The sequence below is a fragment of the Pseudomonas sp. SDO5522_S412 genome (assembly GCF_054071215.1).
Map to the genome: position 1 here is coordinate 1 of NZ_JBSVWQ010000271.1, position 7,066 is coordinate 7,066.

Genomic DNA, 7,066 nt, shown 5'->3' on the forward strand with positions numbered 1-7,066 from the left:
AGTCGGAACATTCTTGACTGATCCACCGCCTTCGCGAGCAAGCCCGCTCCCACATTTGGTTCACGGTTTTGTCAGCTAGCCTTTCACTGTTTTAGGTGCCTTGCCTTCCTTCATCTGTTGCAGCAGCGGCGCACACTGGTTCGGCTCATCGCCGCTCGGTGCCACCAGCGCCAGCAAACCCGCCGCCGGGCCGGCAATCACACCCAAGGCAACCATGCCCGCACCACGCAGCATCAGCGGCACCGCCTTCACGCCAGCATTCGGTTTGATAAACGGCCCGTTGACGTACAACGGCGAGCGCAGGGAAAACAGGCGGAAGCCTTTGGACTCCGGGGTAATGGTCAGGTCAAGCTGCTCGCTGGCCATGTTCGCGGTGCCATCGATGTAGATGATCGCGTTCTCGGTATCGAACACAAACAGGCGAGTCGTCGCCAGGCCCGACTTGATGCCGAAGTCTGCGGCCGCACAGTTGATCTTCACTTCCTTGTCGCCAAACAGGCGGCCGACCACGTAGTTGCCAACGTTGAGCCCGGCGATTTCCATCAGTCCGCGGCTGATGGCGCCGTCGTTGATCAACATCTTCAGATCGCCATTCGACGTGCCAAGCAATGCCGCGACGGAGTTGCCGCGCCCGGAAATGTCCGCGTCGCCGTTGAGCTCACCGAAGCTGGTTTTCATCGGCTCGAAGGTCGGGAACAGCTGCTTGAGCTTGAAGTTGCGCGCGGTGAGTCTGGCCTGGCCTTCCATCGGCGTGGTGCGCCCGTTGAGACGAATCTGCGCGTCGAGCTTGCCACCGGCCACGCCGAAACGCAGGGGCTCCAGGCTCAACTGCCCGTCGTTCAGCACCAGGTGAGTGTAGAGATCGGTGAACGGCAATTCGGCACTGTGGACGATGCGTTTGCCGGTGAATTCGACGTCGGCATCCATGTCGCGCCAGCGCTCGGTGCGGAACTCTTCCACTGGCAGCACCTTGGTCGCCGGCTGCTTGCTTTCGCCGCCACGGGCTTTTTGCTTGGCGTTGGAGTCGGCGCCGATCAGCGGCGCCAGGTCGGTCATCAACAGCTGGTTGGAGACCAGCGCCCCGGTGAGCTTGGGCCGCGGCTGGCTGGCGACGTAGCCGAGGTTGCCGTGGATGTCGCTGTTGCCGATCTTGCCGTTGAAGTTTTCATACTGGAACGACGCGCCACTGGCCTCATGCAGCTTGGCGATCAGGTGGCCGTCGGTGGAATAGGCCGGCGAATCCGGCAAGGTCACGCCGGTCAGCGGGTACAGGTTGCCCAGGCTGCTGCCGGAGAGCTTGAGGCGCAAGTCGAGGGCGCCGAGGTTCATCGGGTCGGTCAGGGTGCCGGCCAGCGCGATGCTGGTGTCGCCGATCCTGGCCTGGGCTTGCAGCGGGAACGGCTTGGCCGCGTCCTGCAAGGCCAGCAGGCCACCGATCTTGCCGGTGCCATCGAGTTTCTGGCCGTGGTATTGGCCCTTGACCTTGAGGCCGAACGCGTAATCCTGCGGCGCCGAGCCTTTTTCCAGGGCTTTCCTGGCGTCGGCATCGCCGACGATCTCGCCGAAGGGGATCGGCTTGCCGAGCAGGTCGATCACGACGTCGAGCTGGGTCTTGAGAGTCTGGTCGTCGAGGGTCACATGGCCTTTGTCGAAGCCGATGGCGCCGATGTCCACCACCCAGTTGGACGGTTCGGCATTCGGGTCCTTGGGGTCGAACTTGAAGGTCCAGTTGGCGCGGCCATCGGCCAGGCGCTGCAACTGCGCACTCGGTTCGGTGAGGTCGATACGCGGGATCACCACGCGCTGGGCCAGCAACGCCAGGGGCGAGATACGCAACTCCACGCGCTTGAGGGTGACCATCTGCGGGGCTTTCGACCAGTCGGGATTGCCCAGGGTCAGGTCTTCGGCAATCACATGGGGCCACGGAATCCAGGCGCGCCAGCCACCCTCATCGGGCTCGCGCTGCCACACCACTGCCAGGTTGCCATTGATGGCAAACGGTCGATGCAGCTCTTCGGAGACCTTGGCGTTGAGGGGCGGCTTGATCCGGTTCCAGTCAAAGAACACCAGGACCAACACCACAATGGCGATTAACAAAACGAAGCTGGCGCAGCTCCAGGCGAGAATTTTACGAGTGCGCGTCATTGCACAGGACTCCAGGTTACGACTGAGCGGGCGCTTTGCGGCGCGCGTTTTGACTACAGCTTATATGGCTACGACTGACAAACGGCGCGGGGGTTTAACCCCATTGATGAATTCCTCATAAAAACCGCCTTTCCTGACCAACCAGACAGTTTCAATCATCAACGACGCACCGTTGTTACCCACGTTCGTGTCGAAAATACCCACCTCGGTGCAAAAGCGCGGGCTTGAGACCTGCGAGATAGAGCCTTCGCAGGGAACAATCAATTCTGTTGATTATTACCATTGTGTTTATGAACTTTTATATCGACTTATCAAGAGTAGCATTAGCCCTGTACCCAATTTATCGCCCTCCCAAGGAGCAACCCATCATGAAACGCCAAATACTCGCAAGCTTTGCACTTTCCCTCCTGGCCACCAGCGCATTTGCCCTGCCAGCTGCTGAACAGGCAACCCCACAAGTGAAAGCCGACGCTTCCCACTTCAGCCAAACCCTGGCTCGCAGCGGCGCTTCGGACAAGAACAACACCGACTACAACGGCAGCATCACTGAAAACGGTTCGGAACAAGCCAACAAACGTGCTTACACCGAAGGCGTTGCTGAAGGTGGCCGTGATCGTCTGGAACAGAAAGGCCTGGTTGAAGGTGGCGCTGATCGCCTGATGGAACGCAACGCTGTTGCCGAAGGTGGTCGTGATCGTCTGGAACAGAAAGGCCTGGTTGAAGATGGTTCGAGCCGCGCCAACAAACGCGCTTATGCTGACGGCGTAGTGGAAGGCGGTGCTGACCGTCTGGCAGAACTGCATCAAGCACAGAGCTAAGCCCGTGCTGGCCCTGGAAAAAAGCCCGATCAGCCGATCGGGCTTTGACTTTGTGTGAACCGCAACGCCCTTCTCCCTTTTGAAGTTCGACGCTGGCAAAGCTGATTTGCTAGAGTGCGTCGCTGTCCTTGTCCACAAAGCCCGCCTGCCAATGCTGCCCCGCGCCGAACAGAAGCAACAGACCCGACTCGCCCTGATGGACGCAGCCCGCCATCTGATGGAGTGTGGCCGTGGGTTCGGCAGCCTCAGCCTGCGTGAAGTGGCCAAGACCGCCGGCATCGTGCCCACCGGTTTCTACCGTCACTTTGCCGATATGGATCAGCTGGGCCTGGTATTGGTCAGCGAAGTCGGCCAGACCTTTCGCGCGACGATTCGCCTGGTGCGCCACAACGAATTCGTGATGGGCGGCATCATCGATGCCTCCGTGCGGATTTTCCTGGATGTGGTCGCCGCCAACCGTTCGCAATTCCTGTTCCTGGCCCGCGAGCAATACGGTGGCAGCCTCGCCGTTCGCCAAGCCATTGGTGCCCTGCGTGAAGACATCGCCAGCGACCTCGCCGCCGACCTGACCCTGATGCCCAAGCTCCAGCACCTGGATGCCGACGGCCTGCACGTGATGGCCGACCTGATCGTCAAGAGCGTGTTCGCCACCCTGCCCGACATTATCGACCCGCCCGCCGAAGCGCTGCCTGCGCACCTCACGCCACAAGCCAAGATCACCCAGCAGCTGCGTTTCATCTTTATCGGCCTCAAGCATTGGCAAGGCCTGGGCAGCACCGAATAACTCAGCGCACGGTGTGAAAACGCTTGGCGGTGGTGTAGTTCCGGTTCCAATAGCTGTTGGCCAGTGAGTCGATGCGCACGCTTTTGCCCGTGCGTGCCGAGTGGATGAACTTGCCCTCTCCTATATAGAGACCAACGTGGCTGACCTGGCCGCGCCCATTGCCCCTGAAAAACACCGCATCACCCGGTTGCAACGCATTGCGCTTGACCGTGGCCGCGGTTGAGCGGTGCATCGCCGAGGTGGTGCGAGGCAGATGAATGTTGGCTTCGGTCTTGAACAGGTACACCAGGAAGCTGCTGCAATCGAAGCCCTGCTTCACCGAAGCGCCGCCCAATTTATAGGGCGTGCCCAACAGCTCGTGGGCGCGGTCGATCACGTTGTCGATAGAAGGTGGCGGCGCGAATGCCGGGGCACGCTGAAGATTGGCCGAAGCAGATGAAATGGCGAGCGACAAACTGACAATGAGTAAACAGAAAAATGACTTGTACATGGTGGAAACCGCTGAGGATTAAATACGGAGCGGAATCCTAATGAAACAGCGCGTAACGCAACGCACGGCAAATCCTGCAAGTGCGTAGGAAAAGTCCCAAGCAATCAAAACTCATAAAAGATGAAAGAAATTTCATGCACCAAGCAATGGAATTCAACGCCGAGCGCCCGGATCCGGTGCTATAAATCCAACCACGCACCAAAATGAAACATTTTGGAATAATTTCCTGCGCCATCAGGTGGCACAAGTCGCCTGCCTACAGGGAATTCCTACTCCCCGCGTGGTTGGCAAGACCCTTGCTCTAGCTTGCTTATCGCTCATAGCTGGAAGCTTTCTGATGCTGGTGATCCACCGCCGAATCGCCCCCCAACCCGTCTGGGCCGCAGAGTTGCTGCTGAATTTCGAAGCCCGCAGCAAAAGCCGCCTGCGCTGTTTCAGTGCCGACGGAGAAGACGTCGGCCTGTTTCTGGAGCGCGGCCAACCGCCGCTGCACGATGGCGAATTCCTACAGGCTGAAGACGGACGTGTCGTACGCGTGTGCGCCCGGCCTGAACAACTGCTGCACGTCACTTGCGGCAGTGCCTTTGAACTGACCCGCGCCGCCTATCACCTGGGCAACCGCCACGTGGCCCTGCAAGTGGGTGACGGTTGGCTGCGCCTGCTCGATGACTACGTGCTCAAGGCCATGCTCGATCAGTTGGGCGCGACGACCGAGACCATCGAGGCCCCCTTCCAGCCGGAACACGGCGCCTATGGCGGCGGCCACCACCATTCCCGCCATGGCGACGAAGACTTCAACTACCCGCCCAAGCTGCACCAGTTCGGCGTACGCCTATGAACCCAGCCTGGGCGCTGTTGCGTCTGGCCAGTCCGCAGCTGCCGATTGGTGGCTACAGCTATTCCCAGGGCCTGGAAATGGCCGTGGAGCAAGCCCGCGTGACCGACCCGGCAAGTGCCGGGCGCTGGATCAGCGATCAACTGTTGCTCAACCTGGCGCGCTTCGAAGCGCCGCTGCTGCTTGCCCACTGCCAGGCCGCCGCCGAACAGGACTGGCCGCGCCTCGCGCAGTTGTGTGAGGAACACCGCGCCAGCCGTGAAACCCGCGAGCTGTATCAGGAAAGCCGGCAGATGGGCTATTCCCTGCACCAGCTATTGAACGGTTTACCGGAGCTGGATGACGCCGCCCGAGAATTCCTGGCACAGCGCTCCGAACCGCACCTGGCCCTGGGCTGGGCCCTGGCCGCCCGCGCCTGGCAGATCAGCCCGGATGACGCCCTGGCCGCCTGGTTGTGGAGTTGGCTGGAAAACCAATTGGCGGTGCTGATGAAGACGCTGCCTCTGGGCCAACAAGCCGCCCAGCGCCTGACCAGCGAACTGCTGCCGCTGCTGCAACAAGCCCAGCAGGACGCCAGCCAGCTTGACCCCAATCACTACGGCAGCGCCGCGTTTGGCCTGTCCCTGGCGTGCATGGCCCATGAGCGCCAGTACAGCCGCCTGTTCCGTTCCTAGGGCACTTTATCTTGGAGAATCACATGAACACCCAACCCCTGCGCGTCGGCATCGGCGGCCCGGTCGGCTCCGGCAAGACCGCCCTGACCCTGGCCCTGTGCCTGGCCCTGCGTGATCGCTACAACCTGGCGGTGGTCACCAACGATATCTACACCCGCGAAGACGCCGACTTCCTGGTGCGCAACCAGGCCCTGGCGCCCGAGCGCATCATCGGTGTGGAAACCGGCGGCTGCCCCCACACCGCGATTCGCGAAGACGCCTCCATCAACCTCGAAGCGGTAGACCAACTGAACCGGCGCTTTCCCGGCCTGGACCTGATCCTGGTGGAATCCGGCGGCGACAACCTGTCGGCTACCTTCAGCCCGGAACTGTCGGACCTGACCATCTACGTGATCGATGTGTCGGCCGGTGACAAGCTGCCGCGCAAAGGCGGGCCGGGGATCTGCAAATCCGACCTGCTGGTGATCAACAAGATCGACCTGGCGCCGCTGGTAGGCGCATCCCTGGAGCTGATGAACAGCGATACCCAGCGCATGCGCGGCGGTAAACCTTTCGTCTTCAGCAATCAGAAAACCGGCGTCGGCCTGGAAGAAATCGTCGCCTTCATCGAACGCCAGGGCTTGCTGACCGCAGCCTGATCAACCCCCACAAGGAGCCTGTCCATGCGCCTCAATACACTTCTCGCTGCCGCAGCCTTGCTGCTCACTCCCGCCCTCGCCTTCGCCCACCCCGGCCATGGCGACAACGGCCTGGTGGCCGGTATCAGCCACCCGCTGGGCGGCATCGACCACTTGCTGGCAATGGTCGCCGTGGGCCTGTGGGCCGCTCAACAAAAAGGCTCGGCGCGCTGGGCGCTGCCGTGCACGTTTGTCGGCACCATGCTGATCGGCGGGATGCTGGGCTTTGAAGGGCTGGAACTGCCGGCGCTGGAAAGCGGGATTGCCGCGTCGGTGCTGGCGCTGGGCCTGGCGGTAGCGCTGGCGGTGCGGCCGCCGTTGTTCGTGGCGGTGGCGGCGACGGCGCTGTTTGCACTGTTCCATGGCGTGGCCCATGGTTTGGAGCTGCCGGACATGTCCAGCCCGTGGGCGTATGCCATAGGGTTTGTGGGTGCGACGGCGGTTTTGCATGCTGCCGGTTATGCCGTGGTGCGTTTCCTGCCGGCGGCGGCTGCGCCGTTGGTGCGGGTGGCGGGTGCGGCTTCGGCGGCGACCGGGGTTTGGTTGCTCGCTGCCTGATTTTCGGTGCTCCTGAGGGCCTCTTCGCGAGCAAGCCCGCTCCCACAGTCGACTGCATTCCAACAATGGAACTCGATCGAGTGTG

At 61.5% G+C, this 7,066-nt stretch carries 8 protein-coding genes; 6 read left to right on the forward strand and 2 right to left on the reverse strand.

The annotated features are described in order from the left end of the window. Nucleotides 1–75: 75 nt before the first annotated feature. Nucleotides 76–2,145: an AsmA family protein gene (locus ACW9I6_RS29170; protein ID WP_003217419.1), complete on the reverse strand. Its 2,070-nt coding sequence runs from the start codon at nucleotides 2,143–2,145 to the stop codon at nucleotides 76–78. 368 nt (nucleotides 2,146–2,513) lie between these two features. On the opposite strand from ACW9I6_RS29170, the gene ACW9I6_RS29175 reads away from it, so the two are divergent. Together ACW9I6_RS29175 and ACW9I6_RS29180 are read left to right on the forward strand one after the other, a co-directional pair. Then, the gene (locus ACW9I6_RS29175; protein ID WP_003217421.1) at nucleotides 2,514–2,963 is read left to right on the forward strand and encodes a hypothetical protein; all 450 of its coding nucleotides are present in this window, start codon (nucleotides 2,514–2,516) and stop codon (nucleotides 2,961–2,963) included. Between the two features lie 151 nt (nucleotides 2,964–3,114). Beyond that, a complete protein-coding gene (locus tag ACW9I6_RS29180) occupies nucleotides 3,115–3,747 on the forward strand; it encodes a TetR family transcriptional regulator (RefSeq protein ID WP_003217423.1) in 633 nt (210 codons plus the stop codon). Nucleotide 3,748: 1 nt separating this feature from the next. Here the strand turns inward: ACW9I6_RS29180 and ACW9I6_RS29185 are convergent, their stop codons facing one another. Next, nucleotides 3,749–4,237 carry a C40 family peptidase gene (locus tag ACW9I6_RS29185; protein ID WP_457340118.1) on the reverse strand — a complete coding sequence of 163 codons (489 nt, stop codon included), beginning with the start codon at nucleotides 4,235–4,237 and terminating at the stop codon, nucleotides 3,749–3,751. Between the two features lie 337 nt (nucleotides 4,238–4,574). Here ACW9I6_RS29185 and ureE point away from each other — a divergent pair, with 337 nt between their 5' ends. Genes ureE through ACW9I6_RS29205 form a run of 4 tightly spaced genes read left to right on the forward strand, consistent with a single transcriptional unit; the run spans nucleotide 4,575 to nucleotide 6,981 of the window. Continuing rightward, the gene (ureE, locus tag ACW9I6_RS29190; protein WP_003217426.1) at nucleotides 4,575–5,075 is read left to right on the forward strand and encodes an urease accessory protein UreE; all 501 of its coding nucleotides are present in this window, start codon (nucleotides 4,575–4,577) and stop codon (nucleotides 5,073–5,075) included. After that, the gene (locus ACW9I6_RS29195; RefSeq protein ID WP_003217429.1) at nucleotides 5,072–5,746 is read left to right on the forward strand and encodes an urease accessory protein UreF; all 675 of its coding nucleotides are present in this window, start codon (nucleotides 5,072–5,074) and stop codon (nucleotides 5,744–5,746) included. Before ureE ends, ACW9I6_RS29195 begins: the two co-directional genes overlap by 4 nt. Before the next feature lie 23 nt (nucleotides 5,747–5,769). Next, a complete protein-coding gene (ureG, locus tag ACW9I6_RS29200; RefSeq protein WP_003217431.1) occupies nucleotides 5,770–6,384 on the forward strand; it encodes an urease accessory protein UreG in 615 nt (204 codons plus the stop codon). Nucleotides 6,385–6,408: 24 nt separating this feature from the next. After that, nucleotides 6,409–6,981 (forward strand): HupE/UreJ family protein, encoded by a 573-nt coding sequence (locus ACW9I6_RS29205; RefSeq protein WP_087692463.1) that lies wholly within the window; start codon nucleotides 6,409–6,411, stop codon nucleotides 6,979–6,981. The last annotated feature ends 85 nt before the right edge of the window (nucleotides 6,982–7,066 follow it).

Bases quoted from the DNA above. Each gene is read 5' to 3' on its own strand.
- ACW9I6_RS29185 (WP_457340118.1), bottom strand. From the start codon at position 4,237: ATGTACAAGTCATTTTTCTGTTTACTCATTGTCAGTTTGTCGCTCGCC.
- ACW9I6_RS29195 (WP_003217429.1), top strand. From the start codon at position 5,072: ATGAACCCAGCCTGGGCGCTGTTGCGTCTGGCCAGTCCGCAGCTGCCG.
- ACW9I6_RS29180 (WP_003217423.1), top strand. From the start codon at position 3,115: ATGCTGCCCCGCGCCGAACAGAAGCAACAGACCCGACTCGCCCTGATG.
- ureE (WP_003217426.1), top strand. From the start codon at position 4,575: ATGCTGGTGATCCACCGCCGAATCGCCCCCCAACCCGTCTGGGCCGCA.
- ureG (WP_003217431.1), top strand. From the start codon at position 5,770: ATGAACACCCAACCCCTGCGCGTCGGCATCGGCGGCCCGGTCGGCTCC.
- ACW9I6_RS29175 (WP_003217421.1), top strand. From the start codon at position 2,514: ATGAAACGCCAAATACTCGCAAGCTTTGCACTTTCCCTCCTGGCCACC.
- ACW9I6_RS29205 (WP_087692463.1), top strand. From the start codon at position 6,409: ATGCGCCTCAATACACTTCTCGCTGCCGCAGCCTTGCTGCTCACTCCC.
- ACW9I6_RS29170 (WP_003217419.1), bottom strand. From the start codon at position 2,145: ATGACGCGCACTCGTAAAATTCTCGCCTGGAGCTGCGCCAGCTTCGTT.